The organism is Psychrobacter sp. T6-5 (assembly GCF_052258485.2).
Lineage (GTDB): Bacteria > Pseudomonadota > Gammaproteobacteria > Pseudomonadales > Moraxellaceae > Psychrobacter.
Genome location: NZ_JBQQEY020000001.1, coordinates 3,104,943 through 3,119,938, shown reverse-complemented (window position 1 = coordinate 3,119,938; position 14,996 = coordinate 3,104,943). Strand labels below are relative to the sequence as shown.

Sequence of the window (14,996 nt, the reverse complement as noted above, 5' to 3'; positions counted from 1 at the left end):
TTGTGGTTGTAATGTGACGTCGCGACCCACTCTCCGCCAATCTAGCCCAATAGCAAGGTGACTGATAATGACATTATTGAATAAAGAACTAGAGCTCGCTCACGAAATCGTTGAAGATTCAAATCCTACTAATAATACTGATTTTCAGACAGTTATTAATCGCCGTCTGAATCGCCGTAGTATTCTAAAAGGGGGTACAGGGTTGACGGCAGCAGCGTTTTTTGGCGCGCTACCTTTGGTTGGTTGTAGTGATGACGATGACAATATCAGCAGTCCTATCGTCGAAGATGGCAATGATGCTGCTATCCCGGCTCAGGGTGATTTGAAGCGTCCTGAAACCTTGAAGTTTAAGGCTGTAGCGCACTCAACTGCTGAGACGATGACGGTGGCAGAAGGTTACAAGGCAGAGATGATATTGCCACTTGGTACACCGCTGATGCCTGGCCTTGCAGATTGGAAAGACAATCGTGAGCAATCGGCAGAATCATTTGAATGGCGCATGGGCGATAACCACGATGGCATGTGGTTCTTTGGCAAAAAAGGCAATGCATACGATGCCAAAGCCTCAGAGAATGGCTTACTGGTTATGAATCACGAATACGTGAATAGTGAAGAGCTAAGCCCGTTTGGCTATTATGTCATCGAAGATAAAGATGCTGCGCCTTTATTTCAACGCCGCCGCCTTGCCAGCGATATACGCCGTGAAGTCAACTGCCATGGCGTGGCAGTGGTTGAGATGAAGCGCCGCGCAAATGGCATGGGCTATGAGATGGTGCCAAACTCCAAATACAATCGACGTATCACTAGTAGTACGACCGCACAGTTGGCAGGCCCTGTGGCAGGTTCTGATTTGGTCAAAACCAAGTTTGATCCGACGGGTTTTCAGACGCGCGGCATTAATAATAACTGCGGTGCAGGCTTGTCACCTTGGGGCACGTATTTGACCACAGAAGAGAACTTCTTGGGTGTATTTGCGCGCGGACAAGACGCCAGTCAGTTAAGCGCCAGTGATAACTATGGTCGCGAGCGTTACGGCGCACCAGAGAACTCTCCAGGCTCTAGATATCTATGGCACACGCCTGATGCCAAAGATGCCATCATCACAGACGAGTTTTCACGTTGGGATATGACCGCTGTTGGTGCTAGTGCTGCTGATGATTATCGTAATGGCTTCAATACTTTTGGCTATATCACTGAGATTGACCCGTTTGACCAAAACTCTGCGCCGCAAAAACGTACCGCTATGGGTCGATTTGCCCATGAAAACTGTGCCTATGCACCCGTTAAGCAAGGCAAACCTGTGGTATTTTATATGGGTGACGATGCCCGAGGCGAGTATATTTATAAGTTTGTCTCCAAAGCAATGTGGTCGAACTCGGATATCGGTGGCGGTCTAAAAGCTGGTGACAAATACCTGAATGACGGCACGCTATATGTTGCCATATTTAATGAAGATGGCAGCGGTGAGTGGAAAGCACTTGTTCAAGGTCAAAATGGACTAGACGCGTTCAATAGTGCGTTACCATTTAATAGCCAAGATGAAGTGTTGGTCTATGCTCGCGCTGCTGGCGATGCCGCTGGCGCCACTAAGATGGATCGACCAGAATGGGTATCGGTCAGTCCGATCACGGGTGAGGTCTATGTGACATTGACCAACAATAAATATCGCGGTGTACGTGATGACCAACCTTTATCAGCTGCTAACCCACGCAGCTACGATGTCAATGGCAAAGAAAGCGGCAATGACAACGGTCATATCATTCGCTGGGCAGAGACGGGCGGCGATCATGCCGCAACCAGTTTTGAGTGGGATATCTATCTGTTTGGTGCACCAAGTAACTTGTCCGCAGAGAATTTATCGCAGTTAAGTGCTAGCAATGATTTGTCTTCTCCTGATGGTTTGTATTTTGATCCACGTGGTGTATTATGGATTCAAACGGATGATGGTGCGTATACCGACACTACCAGCTGTATGCTGCTTGCGGCATTACCGGGCAGAGTCAGCGATGGTACGACCATCACGACGTCAGCAGGACAGCAAACGCGCATTGGTATGCCGGCTAGTAACGACAACATCAAACGCTTCTTTGTCGGTCCTGAAGGCTGCGAAGTCACCGGTATTACCATGGCACCAGATTTCAAAACACTGTTTATCAATATTCAGCATCCAGGTAATACATGGGGTGCGGTCGCTGGCGGTAGTACTCCGCGCTCAGCAACGGTCATGATTACCAAAGAAGACGGCGATGTCATATTGGCAGAGTCATTTGAGTCGGCTGCCAGCCCGGCATAGCTCGGTAAGCGCTAGATGACGAATCAGTAGAAAGTAAAAATAGTAGAAAGACATATTTACTAATCCCAAGTTTCGGCTTGGGATTTTTTCTTTTGGTACATATATTAGATAATGATTTAACAGTAATAGAGACACCGTTCATCACCCATACGTCTCTTTTGGTCACAAACGAATGCTAAAACTAAATCATTCGCTTCTATTTGCGACTGTTAAAGGATAGTATAGAAAAACCCCCTTTTCGCTAAACGTGCCAATACTATGAGCAGTCAAAATTTGTTTTATAACAACCGTGTTAGTGACAGTAGCGCTCAGAATGATAGCAGTTATACGCGTAATCGCCATGAGCTTGATGCGCATTTTGTCTCAGCTGATAGTGTGCCACGGCATGGTGATTTGTACGAGCAGATAGATCAACTCGAAGCTATCGATATGGATGAGCTGGTCAAGTTATTGGCAGATACAGAAGACAGTGAGGAAACGATAAAAACCCCTGTCTCTTTGGCAGATTTTTTTGAAGGGTTGGCGCAGCTTGCGACCATGGGTGTGGTTGAGGTGACTGAGATTGTGGAGTCCATCCACCGTGAAGTCATCTTGCGTCCCTTAGGTCGGTTCAATGATAAGCATCTCAATAAATGGCAGCGCGGTTTCACTGGGCGCATCTATGGCACGATACGTCATATCATGCTGATGGTTGGTAACAATCTGGCCTCTGTACTACGAATATACAAAAACTTCATCGTGCAAAAAACAGCTCAGCCACTACCTGACTCACTAAAAAAGCTGGTCAATGTCATCAATGGTGTCATGGGCGATCATCTGGTCAACAATCAAAATGCGCTCGCGATTCCGATGATGTTATACACCAAAGATGGTAAGCCCCAAAGTGAGCGGCTATCAGGGCGGATTGCTATTTTGTGCCATGGTCTGTGTATGAGCCACTTAAGCTGGCAGTCACAAGAAGGCAATGATCTGGGCGAGGCGATTCATATCAGCCAGCCTGACACCACCGTTCTATACTTAGATTATAATACAGGTCGACGTATCTCCCGCAGCGGTCGTAAATTCTCGCAACTGCTACAGGACTTGGTCGATAATAACCCAAATATTACTCAGATAGATTTGGTTGGTCATAGTATGGGCGGCTTGGTCGCACGTAGTGCGCTGTTTTATGGTGAGCAAGAGCGCTTAGATTGGATAAAGCGCGTGGGCAATCTCATCACCCTAGGTTCACCGCATCATGGCGCAGTGCTTGAGCGTATCGGTAATTATGTACAAGACATCATCGCCAAGTTACCATTTGCGGGCTCGCTTGCCAAGCTCGGTGATATGCGTAGTGCGGGTATTATTGATCTGCGTCACGGCAGTATTCGTGATGCTGATTGGAAAGCCTTAGAAGGACGCAGCGTATTACCACAAGACTTCCGTCATCCTGCGCGCTTGCCCAGTGGTATCAAAACTTACTTTGTCGCCAGTGCTTTGCTCGAGACGCATTACGAATCTAAGATGACGGATTTGCTAGGGGACAGTTTGGTATCGGTCGCATCAGCGTTAGGTGAAGATGATGCTGAGCATGCATTGTTTGTGCCAGATGGTCATAAAGCGGTGTTTTATGGCGTCAATCATCTTAACTTAATCCATAGCAGGCGAGTGCGTGAGCAAGTCGTTGAATGGCTGCTCGATAATGGTCTAAGCGACTATGCTGGACGTCCGCGCATACATTCTTATCCTAGAAGTTTGGCTGTGGCGGTGTAGAGAGCAGTGGGTATCATTTCGAGTTATCTGCGTTATGTGTACTGCGCAATGACGTTTTTATCATTTCAGAAAGTGCTACTGAGAAATTTGTCTTTGCTATTAGGCAGCGCACTCATAGTTACTAGCTGTGCCAAGCCAAATGTACACGACCCTAATGCTCAAATTAAAGTAGATGTAGAGGGTGACAAATACGTTATTCCCTTAAACCATATTGTCAGACCAGATACGGGTAGTTATGCCAGTTTTGAGACGGATATGGGTCATGGTTATTTCTTTTGGCCAAGTGGTCGAGGCCTCAATAATAATGATAAAGACCCAAATGTCTTTGATTATGACAATAATATTATAGAGTTTTACTGGGCAGCTAAAAACTCAAAAATTGAAGGTGCTGATATACCGACTAGAATAGATAGTATCAAGCAGGAAGAGAATAGAGATTTTGATAAAGATGCTTATGAACTAGAGGCATATATCGGGTCAGGCAATCTTTATGCCATCTACTATATAGGAAATACTTATACAGACGCGCCGATTACGATTCGCTGTATGCCTACAATTGATGAAGACCAAGATAGAATGTGCCAAATGGAATACATGTATCCTGAATACAATAATTATGTAAGACTTCAGTTTTCAAAAAATCATTTAGCTGACTGGCAGGCAATCAACACAATGGCGATTGATTATATGAAAAAATGGCATCAAGACTAAAGGTAGATCAACATAAAAGCAGTCATATACTTTTTAAAATTTCAAAAAAACCCTCAAGTATGACACTTGAGGGTTTTTTTATGAGGGCTGATGCTTAGTGATAAAAAACTAATCAGCAAATACCGCTGCTACATCATCTTTGTTGAATTTATAGACTTCACCGCAGAACCCGCAGTCCATCTCAAACGTACCGCCTTGCTCTTCAACAATGTCTAACGCTTCTGCTTCGCCGATTTGCTCAATTGCCATCTCACACTTCTCGCGTGAGCAGGTGCAACCAAAGGCTAGAGGCGCAGGCTCAGGGGCGACGATGTTTTCTTCATGATACAAGCGATACAGAATCTCGTTAGCATCTAGCGTCGTCAGCTCTTCTGCCTTAACCGTACGCGTCAACACGCTTAGACGTGTCCATAGATCATCGTCAATACCCGCATCTTGGTTTTGCTCAACTTCAGACGTTTCTTCAGCAGTACGCGGTAGCATTTGTACCAAGATGCCACCCGCTTGCAGGCCATCAGATGCCAAGTTAATGAGCGTCGGAATCTGCGCCGATTGCTTTTGATAATGTGCTAAGCAGTCTGCCAAATTGTCATGGCTACGCTCAACAATACCTTGGTATGGCTCACCGCCATCAGGCTGAATATTGATAAACAATACGCCTTGTCCCATCGCACCCAGCTCAGCAAATGCTTCTTTGGCATGAATCATATTGTCCCACGCGTGTATTTGCTCATCCGTCTCACCTTTCCAGCTGGCAAGCGCACGGATGATACCGTCTTGGTCACATTCTGCCATCGCCCAATTCAGCAAGCTGTCGCTGTCTGATGATTGCAACTGGATAGATAGGCGACCGTTAATTTTGACGGTACTGATAAGCAAACTTGCTGCTGTCAGCATCTCACCTAATAAGCGTTTGATGGCTTCAGGGTAGGGCTTTTGGGCAATTGTGCTGGCATAGCTGCGTGATAGGCGTACCACATCACCGCGCACGGGCGAGTCTTCAATAAAAAAACGTTGGCGTATGTCGTTGTCGCTATGAGTGCCAGCAGTGTGGCTGTCCGTATTCGGGACTTGAGTATCTTGTGTCATAAGTCATTTGTAGTATTAAGAAGTTGTTAGCTTTATGGGGACTATGGCCGATTTATCAATCATAGCAACCACAATATTATGATCACAATGTTTTCTTGATTATATGTATCAATGAAGGACAGATATAGGTGTGAATGAGTCAGTTAGCTGTCTATTGCTATAGTGATGTAGTAATTGGGAAACAGCGGTTTTTAGGTAAAAAATAAATATATTCCAAAATATCATTTCCTTTAAAAAAAACTTACCATCTAACACAAATTTGTTGTACAGTAACATTGAGTTGCATTGTGACAAACAACAGCAACAACCGTACGGATGCGGGGCAATGAGGTCGGTCAATCAGACTCGTGTCTTCAAAGCACTCATTCAATCTTGTGATAAAAGCTTGTGATAAAAGGATGTATTCCATGACCCACTTATTTTCTAAACCGTTGACTTTGGCGGCCTTTATGGCATTGGGCTTAGCTGGCTGTAACAACAGTAGCCAGACCACAGCCGAAGCGCCAGCTGCAGATGGTGCAGAGCCAACCGAAGCGGCTGCCAACATGAACGGCACGCTACAAAAAATCAAAGACTCAGGCACCATCGTCGTCGGTCACCGTGACTCCTCTATTCCATTTTCTTATATTGCTGATGATCCTAATCAGCCTATCGGCTATGCACACGATTTAGAAATGAAAGTCGTCGAAGCAGTGAAGCAAAAGCTAAACATGCCAGACCTCAACGTCCGTTATAACTTGATTACATCACAAACGCGTATCCCATTGGTACAAAACGGTACGGTAGATTTTGAGTGTGGCTCAACCACCAACAACGAAGAGCGTCAAAAACAGGTCGCCTTCTCTAATGGTTTCTTTGAGATTGGTACGCGCCTGTTAACCAAAAAAGACTCCGGTATTCAGAATTTTGAAGACCTAAAAGGTAAAACCCTTGTCACCACGGCAGGTACGACCTCAGAACGTTATATCCGTCAGTACAATGATGACAACAAAATGGATATGAACATCATCTCAGCAAAAGATCATGGCGAAGCCTTCTTGATGTTAGAAAATGGTCGTGCTGATGCCTTTATGATGGATGATGTGTTGCTCGCGGGCGAAAAAGCCAAAGCAAAAAATCCTGATGAATGGGTTATCGTTGGTGAGCCACAATCGTTTGAGATTTATGGCTGTATGATGCGTAAAGACGATCCTGAATTCAAAGCCGTCGTCAATGAAGCATTAAATAATGTCTTTAGCTCAGGCGAGATCAATAGTATTTATGACAAATGGTTCTTGAACCCAGTCCCACCGAAAAACGTCAATCTAAACTTTGAGATGTCTGACAACTTAAAAGCGTTGATTGCCAATCCGCATGACGGTGCTCAGCCAAAAACGGCGACCGCTCAATAAGTTCTTTGTCCCTCAATATGGCTTGCCTATAGGTCAGATATTATGTGTCTGACCTATAGGCTTATGAATCGCTGCTCGGAGAGACAACCATGAATTATAGCTGGAACTGGGGTGTGCTCTTTGAGCAAACTGGTATCGGTAACGAGCTTTATATCCATTGGATGATTACAGGTCTTGGCTGGCTGCTATTAATCGGCAGTATCGCATGGGCCATCGCCATGGTCGTCGGTACCATCTTTGGTATCATGCGCACCCTGCCCAATAAGACTGCTCGTACGATTGGTACGGCTTATGTGACATTCTTTCGCAATATTCCACTGCTAGTACAATTGTTCTTTTGGTTTTACATCGCACCCGGCTGGCTGACGCCCACGATACAAGAATGGTGGTATAAGGACTTGTCTCCGAATACCTCAGCCATGCTGTCAGCAAGTATCGGTCTTGGCTTATTTACCGCTGCTCGTATTGTTGAGCAAGTACGGACGGGTATTGAGTCGCTACCTGATGGGCAGACCAATGCCGCATATGCATTGGGTTTTAGCATTCCGCAAGTCTACAAAGAAGTGCTGCTACCGCAAGCCTTTCGTATTATCTTGCCGCCGCTCAGCTCGGAGCTGACCAACTGTTTCAAAAACGCCTCTGTCGCCTCGCTCGTCGGGGTAATGGAGCTGATTAGTCAAACAAAAACCATCAGTGAATATACGCAGAATAGTATTGAGATTTATACCTATGCGACGATTGTCTATTTGGTTTTCAATTTATCTTTGATCGCTATTATGGGACTCATTGAACGTAAATTGCGTGTACCTGGGCTTATTGCGGGAGGTCAGAAATGAATATGACCGAATTGGCAACAGCCTATCCTGGTTTGATGGGCGGGATGATAACCACCTTAAAAGTGCTGTTTTTGGCAATTATTGGTGGTATCAGCTTAGGCACGATATTAGCATTGATGCGCTTATCTGGTATCAAGGCGCTTGAAGTACCTTCGAAGTTATACGTCAATTATTTCCGCTCAGTACCGCTGCTATTGGTACTACTGTGGTTTTATTTTGCCGTACCGATGATTTATTTTTGGGTCGCAGGTAAGTATCTTCAGATCAATGCCGCTTTTGCGTCTTGTGTGGTCGCATTCATGATGTTTGAGGCTGCCTACTTCTCAGAAGTGGTGCGTGCGGGTATTCAATCGATTGGTAGCGGACAGGTCAATGCTGCCAAAGCACTGGGCATGACTTATGGACAGACCATGCGTCTGGTTATCTTGCCGCAAGCCTTTCGCAAAATGCTACCACTGATTTTGCAGCAGTGTATTATCTTGTTCCAAGACACGACATTGGTATTCGCTATTGGTTTGACCGACTTTTTTCGCGCCGCCTACGTTCGCGGAGAGCTGATGGGATTACTCACACCTTATATCCTAGGTGCTGGCGCTGTCTACTTTGTGATTAGTTTGAGTGCGTCGATTGGTGTGCAACAACTACAAAAGCGTTTACGGTTTTAATAGATATCTCGCTTGGGACTTTGAGCGTTAAGATTGTGGTTTGGTATTTTGATTTAATTTTTAAACGACGGTTATCGATAATAATGTGGTTAGGAGCCAGTGATGAGCAATGCTGATACATACATAAATTCCTTTGGTGGACTGGTTACTAACAATGGCCATGCGACTGATGAGATGGTCATTCAAATGTCAAATGTCAGCAAGTGGTATGGAGACTTTCAGGTACTAACTGACTGTACTGCGCACGTGCATAAGGGCGATGTGGTCGTTGTTTGTGGCCCTTCAGGTAGTGGTAAATCGACGTTGATTAAGACAGTCAATGGACTTGAGCCTTTTCAAAAAGGTGAGATCATGGTCAATGGCATCTCTGTCGGTGATTCAAAAACAAATCTGCCTAAGCTACGTAGCCGTGTTGGCATGGTGTTTCAGCATTTTGAATTATTTCCGCATTTGACCATTATCGATAATTTGACAGTGGCACAGATCAAAGTATTGGGGCGCAAAGAGAGTGAAGCCAAGCAAAAAGCGATGGTGTATCTAGACCGCGTCGGTCTGACGGTACAAGCGGCGAAATATCCAGCGGAGCTATCGGGCGGTCAGCAGCAGCGCGTCGCGATTGCACGAGCGCTTGCAATGGATCCTGTAGCAATGCTGTTTGATGAGCCAACCTCTGCACTCGATCCTGAGATGATTCAAGAGGTGCTCGATGTGATGGTCGAGTTGACTCGTGATGGCATGACCATGATGTGTGTGACCCATGAAATGGGCTTTGCCAGTCAGGTCGCCAACCGCATTATTTTTATGGATGAAGGGCATATCGTCGAGAACTGTAGCAAAGATGAGTTCTTTGAAGGCGCAAAAAGTGATCGTGCGCAGATGTTCTTATCGAAAATTTTGAATCATTAATCACTTTGGTTGTATTTGCACTAGTGCTTGAAACACAAATGAAATCATCAATAAAGAGCGTCTATTAATAGGCGCTTTTTTATGAGAGTTAATTTAAAAATTTGGTTCAGATGAGTATGTGATTGGTTATACGGTTAGATAGGTGAGTGCATGTCTGTTTACTGATACAATGGCTGCCATCCTTGTTGATAATTAAAATAATTCACAAACCATATTGGAGTTTTTATGAGCGTAGACAATCTATCTGTAGCATCGGTAACCTCATCAAAAAATAGCGTCGTCATCATTGGTGCAGGCTTGGCAGGCTGGCATGTGATTGATGCCATTCGTGCAAAAGATGCAGAAATTCCGATTACCTTGATCACCTCCGATAGTGGCGATCGTTACCACAAGCCGATGCTGACCATGGCGATCAGCCAAAACAAACGCGCATCAGACTTGGTACGGGCATCTGGTAGCGATGCGGCAAAAACCGCAGGCGTGACGCTGCTTGCCGACACACAGGTTACAGACATTGATACGGCTACCCAGCAGTTACAGCTTATCTCTGCTAATAGACCAGATCCAGCCCACACGGATTATGCGACGATCAACTATGGTAAGTTGGTGCTAGCAATGGGTGCGCATCCTATTTTCCCCAAAAGCTTACCAGAAGATTTGGTCTGGCATGTCAATCACATCGAGCAATTCGGTCAGCTACAAGAAAAGCTGGCAACCGGTAGTCAGCACGTCGCCATCGTTGGCGCTGGTATGGTCGGGACAGAAATCGCGGAAGACTTGCTAAAAGCAGGTCATCAAGTGACCTTGATTGATTTGAATGATGCTCCACTGTCACAAATGCTACCAGCCAAAGCGACGGCACGTATTGCCAAAGCGATTGAGTCACAAGGCATTCAATTCTTGGGTGGCTATCAAGTATCTGCTGTCACTCGTATTAATGACAGCAGCGATAGCGAAAAGCTAAAAGTAGACTATGCACCGCTCGCCTCAGCCGAAAGCAGTACCGATGCAGAGCAACCTGAGCCATTGATCGTAGACCATGTGATTGCCAGCACAGGTCTGACCGTCGATGGGCAATTACCAGCGGCAGCGGGCGTTACGTTTGACCGTCGTACGGGTATCGTGGTTGATGAATCGACATTGCGTACCGACACCGCACACATCTATGCCATTGGTGATTGTATGTCGATCAATGGGGTTGCCTGTCGTTATGTTGCGCCATTACGCGCACAGGCTGCGACCATCGCTGATGATATCTTAGGGCACGAGCACAGCGGTTATGATCATAAGCCACCAATGATTCGCCTAAAGAACAAAGCCATTTCGGTGATGGTAACGGGTGTGCCAAACGCGGCTGGTAATTGGCAAGTGAAGACGGAAAGCGATGATGAACTCATCATGGATTTGCTAGATGATAATGACGCAGTGAGTGCAACCGTGACGATCAAAGCGCCTGCCACTCCTAAAGCATAACGATAGACTCTGCTAAAAAGTAAGCGTAAAAGACAGCGCTAATGATTGAGCCAGCCCTTATTTATGATGTGGCTGGCTTTTTTGTGTCAAATATTTGCCATGATTTTATGTTACCTTTTACTAAGCATGAATATCGAGTATCCAATTAAATGATACATACCGTATTGATATTGTTGACATGCTTTCATTTATAGCGTTATAGTAGCTGAATGCTATTGCTATATCAGACCGAATCAAGGAAGAAGGTTTGCTGGCCAGCGATTAATCAGCACTATCTATAAATACTATAAAAAGTAAAACGAAAGGACTCGTTATGATTCAAAATTCTAATTTCGATGCGACTCACGTTGATTTCGATGCTATTTTAGATAATATCCCTAGTATCAATATGGGTGCACGTTCAGCAAATGCGCCGCTCACCCAAAGCTATGATAAAGGTCCTGATGTGCCGCTGATTGAAGCGACAATCGGCGACTTTTTTGATGCTATTGTGTCCAAATATCCCGAGCGTGAAGCGCTGGTCGTCTGTCATCAAAACATCCGCTGGACATATCAACAGCTACAGCAGCAGGTCAACCAGCTAGCCAGTAGTATGATTGAGATGGGGCTTGAGATTGGCGATCGCATCGGCATCTGGTCACATAACAATGCTGAATGGCTACTGATGCAATTAGCCACCGCAAAAGTCGGCGTTATCCTTGTCAATATCAATCCTGCCTACCGTACCTTTGAGCTGCAATATGCCTTAAATAAACTCGGCTGCTCAGCACTGGTGCTTATGCGTCATTTTAAAACCAGTGACTATGCCAGCCTGATTCGTGAGCTCTGTCCTGAGATTTATCATAAAGATTACACCCAGCTTGATTTGGTTGAGATTCCAACGATCGAGCGTATCATTTGGATTGATGAGCCAGAGTCGGACGAGACCTTTGGTTTCATGCAAAAATTCTCTGCGTGGATGGCGGAAGGCGACGCCAACGATCCACGTGTTGCCGAGCGTCAAGCTCAACTCAAAAACACTGATGCCATCAACGTGCAGTTTACTAGTGGCACGACAGGCACACCAAAAGGCGCAACCTTAAGCCATCGCAATATTCTCAATAACGGTTATTTCATCGGTGAGGCCATGAATCTCACAGAAGCTGACAGATTGTGTATTCCAGTGCCGTTGTATCATTGCTTTGGTATGGTACTTGGTAATCTCGCAATTCTGACGCACGGCGGCTGTATCGTGTATCCAAATGATGGTTTTGAGCCGTTGACGGTATTACAAGCCGTTGAAGAAGAAAAGTGTACAGGTCTGCATGGCGTGCCAACGATGTTTATCGCCGAGCTTGATCATCCTGAATTTGAAAACTTTGATTTATCTACCTTGCGTACGGGCATCATGGCAGGCTCTAGCTGTCCGATTGAGGTCATGCGCCGTGTTATCGACAAGATGCACATGAGTGAAGTCACTATCGCTTACGGCATGACCGAGACCAGTCCAGTCTCTTGCCAGACCAATGAGCATACGCCACTTGATAAGCAAGTCTCTACTGTGGGATTGGTGCAACCAGCGCTTGAGGTAAAAGTGATCGACACCGAGACGGGCGAGATTGTGCCTATCGGGGAGACTGGCGAGCTACTCACGCGTGGTTATTCAGTGATGAAAGGCTATTGGGGTAGCCGTTTTAAAACGCGAGAAGCCATTCAAGATGGTTGGATGCATACGGGCGATCTGGCAACGATGGATGAAGATGGTTATGTGAAAATCGTTGGTCGTAGTAAAGACATGGTGATTCGCGGTGGCGAAAATATCTATCCGGTTGAGATCGAAAACTATCTTTATCGTCATCCAGAAATTCGCGATGTACAAATTGTTGGGATACCCGACGAGCGTTATGGCGAAGTGCTGGCGGCGTGGATTATTCCAAAAGAGCCTGGCTGCTTGACCGAAGAAGAAGTACGCGAGTTCTGCAGCGAGCATATCGCTCATTATAAAGTGCCAGCTTACTATCGCTTTGTCACTGAGTATCCAATGACCATCACGGGCAAGATTCAAAAGTATAAAATCATTGAGCAAATGAAAGAAGAGTTGGGTTTATCGTAAGCTGACTTATCAGCTCTAAAACACTAAAGATGAATTATGTGAGTCATACTTAAAAAATAGCAGTTGGCATCATTCATATAAAAGCTACTCGCATTTACGTATCTATGTATTAAAGAAAAGGGATATCATGAGCGCTATCATAACCAGTAAACTGAGTCCAAACTCAAGCGACTTTCAGCAAAACAGTGCGGCGATGCAAGAGATCGTCGATGACCTGTATGTGCACCTGCGCAAAGTCGCCCAAGGCGGCTCAGAGCGTGCCCGTGCCAAGCATCTAGCACGCGGTAAGTTGCTACCACGCGAGCGGGTCGAGCGTTTGCTTGATGTGGGTACGCCGTTTTTGGAAGTGGCGCCAATGGCAGCGCATGATATGTATGGCGAAGAGATTCCAGCGGCTGGCGTGATTGCTGGTATCGGTCGTATCAATGGTATTGAATGTATGATTGTCTGTAATGATGCCACGGTAAAAGGCGGCACGTACTACCCAATGACGGTCAAAAAGCATTTGCGCGCCCAAGAAATTGCGCAAGAAAATCATCTACCGTGCGTGTATCTGGTCGATTCCGGTGGCGCTAACTTACCGAACCAAGATGATGTGTTCCCTGATAAAGAGCATTTTGGCCGTATCTTTTTTAACCAAGCCAACCTCAGTGCAGCAGGTATACCACAAATTGCTGTCGTGATGGGCAGCTGTACGGCTGGCGGTGCTTATGTGCCTGCCATGAGCGATGAGTCTATCATTGTTAAAGAGCAAGGCACGATATTTTTAGGTGGTCCGCCACTGGTAAAAGCAGCAACGGGTGAAGAGGTGACCGCAGAGGATTTGGGAGGCGGCGATGTGCATACACGACTGTCAGGCGTGGTCGATCATTTAGCGCAAAACGATACCCATGCGTTATCAATCGCCCGTAATATCGTCAGTCATCTCAATCGTCCTACCAAACACATTCCCAATCAAATCACACCGCGACCGCCACGTTATGACGCCAAAGAACTATACGGCGTGATTCCAACGGACAAGCGTAAGCCATTTGATATCAAAGAAATCATCGCCCGTATCGTTGATGACAGTGCCTTTGATGAGTTCAAAGCACGTTTTGGCACGACATTGGTTTGTGGGTTTGCCCATATCGAAGGGATACCTGTGGGTATCATTGCTAATAACGGCATTCTGTTTAGTGAGTCAGCGCAAAAAGGCACGCACTTCATTGAGCTATGCTGTAAGCGCAAAATTCCATTGGTGTTTTTGCAGAATATCACAGGCTTTATGGTTGGCCGTAAATACGAAAATGAAGGCATCGCCCGCCATGGTGCCAAGATGGTGATGGCAGTGGCCAATGCAAAAGTACCAAAATTCACGGTCATCGTCGGTGGCTCTTTTGGTGCTGGTAACTACGGCATGTGTGGCCGCGCTTATAGTCCGCGTTTCTTATGGATGTGGCCAAATGCCCGCATCTCTGTCATGGGCGGCGAGCAAGCAGCCTCAGTATTGGCAACGGTCAAGCGTGATAACTTTGATCGTAAGGGTGAGGCGTGGAGTGAGGAAGACGAAGCGGCCTTTAAAGCGCCAATCCGCGAGATGTACGAAGAGCAAGGCCACCCGTATTATGCCACTGCGCGCATGTGGGATGACGGCGTAATTGACCCTGCTGATACCCGTCATGTATTGGCATTGGGGCTGAGCGCTGCCTATAACGCTCCGATTGAAGAGACGACGTTTGGTGTCTTTAGAATGTAAGCGTTCTAAGGTCCGCTCGTAATAAGAGAGTGGTGCGACAATTTTTTGAA

General features: G+C 46.0%; 11 protein-coding genes. 10 read left to right on the top strand and 1 reads right to left on the bottom strand.

The genetic code is table 11. From position 1 onward, the window contains the following. Window positions 1-67 precede the first annotated feature (67 nt). The 3 genes from ACTXGK_RS28060 (at window position 68) to ACTXGK_RS28050 (ending at window position 4,756) form a co-directional block, all read left to right on the top strand. Window positions 68-2,293: a PhoX family protein gene (locus ACTXGK_RS28060; protein WP_443514541.1), complete on the top strand. Its 2,226-nt coding sequence runs from the start codon at window positions 68-70 to the stop codon at window positions 2,291-2,293. Window positions 2,294-2,551: 258 nt separating this feature from the next. Continuing rightward, on the top strand, window positions 2,552-4,045 hold the full coding sequence (locus tag ACTXGK_RS28055; protein WP_443514540.1) for an alpha/beta fold hydrolase: 1,494 nt from the start codon (window positions 2,552-2,554) through the stop codon (window positions 4,043-4,045). 48 nt (window positions 4,046-4,093) lie between these two features. After that, window positions 4,094-4,756, top strand: a complete 663-nt coding sequence (locus ACTXGK_RS28050; protein ID WP_443514539.1) for a hypothetical protein — start codon at window positions 4,094-4,096, stop codon at window positions 4,754-4,756. Window positions 4,757-4,864: 108 nt separating this feature from the next. Here the strand turns inward: ACTXGK_RS28050 and hslO are convergent, their stop codons facing one another. Further along, the gene (hslO, locus tag ACTXGK_RS28045; RefSeq protein WP_443514538.1) at window positions 4,865-5,845 is read right to left on the bottom strand and encodes an Hsp33 family molecular chaperone HslO; all 981 of its coding nucleotides are present in this window, start codon (window positions 5,843-5,845) and stop codon (window positions 4,865-4,867) included. 407 nt (window positions 5,846-6,252) lie between these two features. Between hslO and ACTXGK_RS28040 the strand changes: the two genes are divergently transcribed. The 7 genes from ACTXGK_RS28040 to ACTXGK_RS28010 all read left to right on the top strand — a co-directional run bounded on the left by ACTXGK_RS28040 (window position 6,253) and on the right by ACTXGK_RS28010 (window position 14,946). Continuing rightward, a complete protein-coding gene (locus tag ACTXGK_RS28040; protein ID WP_443514537.1) occupies window positions 6,253-7,236 on the top strand; it encodes a glutamate/aspartate ABC transporter substrate-binding protein in 984 nt (327 codons plus the stop codon). A gap of 89 nt (window positions 7,237-7,325) precedes the next feature. After that, a complete protein-coding gene (locus ACTXGK_RS28035; protein ID WP_201598872.1) occupies window positions 7,326-8,072 on the top strand; it encodes an amino acid ABC transporter permease in 747 nt (248 codons plus the stop codon). Further along, a complete protein-coding gene (locus tag ACTXGK_RS28030) occupies window positions 8,069-8,737 on the top strand; it encodes an ABC transporter permease subunit (protein WP_201598870.1) in 669 nt (222 codons plus the stop codon). Before ACTXGK_RS28035 ends, ACTXGK_RS28030 begins: the two co-directional genes overlap by 4 nt. Window positions 8,738-8,911: 174 nt before the next feature. Continuing rightward, window positions 8,912-9,643 (top strand): amino acid ABC transporter ATP-binding protein, encoded by a 732-nt coding sequence (locus ACTXGK_RS28025; protein WP_443514862.1) that lies wholly within the window; start codon window positions 8,912-8,914, stop codon window positions 9,641-9,643. Between the two features lie 225 nt (window positions 9,644-9,868). Next, on the top strand, window positions 9,869-11,116 hold the full coding sequence (locus ACTXGK_RS28020; RefSeq protein WP_443514536.1) for an FAD-dependent oxidoreductase: 1,248 nt from the start codon (window positions 9,869-9,871) through the stop codon (window positions 11,114-11,116). A 313-nt stretch (window positions 11,117-11,429) separates the two neighbouring features. Continuing rightward, window positions 11,430-13,208 (top strand): AMP-binding protein, encoded by a 1,779-nt coding sequence (locus tag ACTXGK_RS28015; RefSeq protein ID WP_443514535.1) that lies wholly within the window; start codon window positions 11,430-11,432, stop codon window positions 13,206-13,208. Window positions 13,209-13,335: 127 nt separating this feature from the next. Next, on the top strand, window positions 13,336-14,946 hold the full coding sequence (locus ACTXGK_RS28010) for a carboxyl transferase domain-containing protein (protein ID WP_443514534.1): 1,611 nt from the start codon (window positions 13,336-13,338) through the stop codon (window positions 14,944-14,946). The last annotated feature ends 50 nt before the right edge of the window (window positions 14,947-14,996 follow it).

Bases quoted from the DNA above. Each gene is read 5' to 3' on its own strand.
- ACTXGK_RS28020 (WP_443514536.1), top strand. From the start codon at position 9,869: ATGAGCGTAGACAATCTATCTGTAGCATCGGTAACCTCATCAAAAAAT.
- ACTXGK_RS28010 (WP_443514534.1), top strand. From the start codon at position 13,336: ATGAGCGCTATCATAACCAGTAAACTGAGTCCAAACTCAAGCGACTTT.
- ACTXGK_RS28030 (WP_201598870.1), top strand. From the start codon at position 8,069: ATGAATATGACCGAATTGGCAACAGCCTATCCTGGTTTGATGGGCGGG.
- ACTXGK_RS28040 (WP_443514537.1), top strand. From the start codon at position 6,253: ATGACCCACTTATTTTCTAAACCGTTGACTTTGGCGGCCTTTATGGCA.
- ACTXGK_RS28050 (WP_443514539.1), top strand. From the start codon at position 4,094: ATGACGTTTTTATCATTTCAGAAAGTGCTACTGAGAAATTTGTCTTTG.
- ACTXGK_RS28035 (WP_201598872.1), top strand. From the start codon at position 7,326: ATGAATTATAGCTGGAACTGGGGTGTGCTCTTTGAGCAAACTGGTATC.
- ACTXGK_RS28055 (WP_443514540.1), top strand. From the start codon at position 2,552: ATGAGCAGTCAAAATTTGTTTTATAACAACCGTGTTAGTGACAGTAGC.
- ACTXGK_RS28025 (WP_443514862.1), top strand. From the start codon at position 8,912: ATGGTCATTCAAATGTCAAATGTCAGCAAGTGGTATGGAGACTTTCAG.
- ACTXGK_RS28060 (WP_443514541.1), top strand. From the start codon at position 68: ATGACATTATTGAATAAAGAACTAGAGCTCGCTCACGAAATCGTTGAA.
- hslO (WP_443514538.1), bottom strand. From the start codon at position 5,845: ATGACACAAGATACTCAAGTCCCGAATACGGACAGCCACACTGCTGGC.
- ACTXGK_RS28015 (WP_443514535.1), top strand. From the start codon at position 11,430: ATGATTCAAAATTCTAATTTCGATGCGACTCACGTTGATTTCGATGCT.